The sequence below is a fragment of the Bacillus sp. GMs2/2 genome (assembly GCF_050172095.1).
GTDB lineage: Bacteria > Bacillota > Bacilli > Bacillales > Bacillaceae_G > Bacillus_A > Bacillus_A cereus.
Map to the genome: position 1 here is coordinate 1 of NZ_JBNLYE010000667.1, position 1,397 is coordinate 1,397.

A 1,397-nucleotide genomic window follows, 5' to 3' on the forward strand; every position below is an offset into this window, starting at 1 on the left:
GAGAAATTAAGAAGTAATGAAATATTATATAAAAAATATATAGATAATAATTATAAATTAGAGCCAAGCGAAGATCCACGTATAACAAAAGTAGGCCAATTTTTAAGAAAGACTAGCTTAGATGAACTTCCACAATTCTTAAATGTTTTAAAAGGTGATATGAGCCTTGTTGGTCCAAGACCAGTAGTACAAGAAGAGTTGGTAGAGTACGGAGAAAGAAAAGATGAATTTTTATCTGTAAAGCCAGGTCTTACAGGTTATTGGCAAGTAAGTGGAAGAAGTGATGTAGGATATCCAGAGAGGGTAGATTTAGAGCTATATTATGCTTATAATGCATCATTATGGTTTGATATTAAGATTTTGCTATTAACTGTTAAGAATGTTGTAGTCGGCAGAGGAGCATATTAAATTTTTTGAGTTGTTTAGAAAGTAGGAGAAATATATGGGAATAAATGTCGAATTACACACCCATACGTGCTATTCGCATGATAGCACTTTAGGCAAGTGGTTCTATTTACTCATGTTAAAATTAAGAAAAATAAATGTAGTAGCGATTACGGATCATGATGAAATTGAGGGTGCGTTAAAATTTAAACCTTTTCTTGAGAAACATTCAATTAGAGTAATTATTGGAGAGGAAATATTTTCTAGTAAGGGTGAAATAATAGGATTATTTATAAATAAAAAGATAAGCCCGGGAAAATCTCCAAGGGATACAATGTTAGAGATAAAAAAACAAGGAGGAATAGTATATATTCCTCATCCATATGATGAAAAAAGATATAAAACAGTTTTGGTGGAAGAAGAGATTCGAAAAAACCTAGATTTAATTGATATCATTGAAGTTCACAATGGTAGAAATATAAAGGGGTGTTTTTCAGAAATTCAATTGGAAATTGCGAACAGATATAATGCAACTAAGGCTATAGGTAGCGATGCACATACATTTATAGAATTAGGTAGAAACTACAATGTTATAGAAGAATTTAATGGTGATCCACAGACATTCAAAGAAAATTTAAAAAGGGCAAAATATGTTCAAAAGGAATGCCTACAGATAGCCCATCATATAACTAAGTTTGCTAGAGTTTTTAAATTAATAAAAAGAGGTAAATACAGTGAATTGTTTAGAATTATCAATAAGAAATTTGGAAATAGAAAGCAAAAAATTAGCAACTAAAATTGAAAAGGATTTTCAGCCAGATGTGGTTATATTTATAGCCAAAGGGTCATTTTTAATAGGACAAACAATAAGTGAATACTTAAGGGTGCCGTTATTAGAAATTCAAGCGGTACGTAAGGGGAATAAGTTAAAAGAATTTATAAAACCTGTAATAAAAATTATTCCTAAATCTCTTAAAGAATATTTAAGACGTAAAGAAATTCAATCTGGAGTT

At 30.1% G+C, this 1,397-nt stretch carries 2 protein-coding genes and 1 pseudogene; all 3 read left to right on the top strand.

Annotated features, from left to right (window positions below; genetic code table 11):
* Nucleotides 1-408 (top strand): sugar transferase (locus ACQGS6_RS28475; protein ID WP_426966028.1); only part of this gene is annotated, 408 nt, incomplete at its 5' end.
* Nucleotides 409-442: 34 nt separating this feature from the next.
* Complete coding sequence (locus ACQGS6_RS28480; protein WP_088046180.1) at nt 443-1,180, top strand: PHP domain-containing protein; 738 nt, start codon at nt 443-445, stop codon at nt 1,178-1,180.
* Nucleotides 1,149-1,397, top strand: a pseudogene (locus ACQGS6_RS28485) (phosphoribosyltransferase); the annotation flags it as partial. The gene ACQGS6_RS28480 and the pseudogene ACQGS6_RS28485, both read left to right, overlap by 32 nt.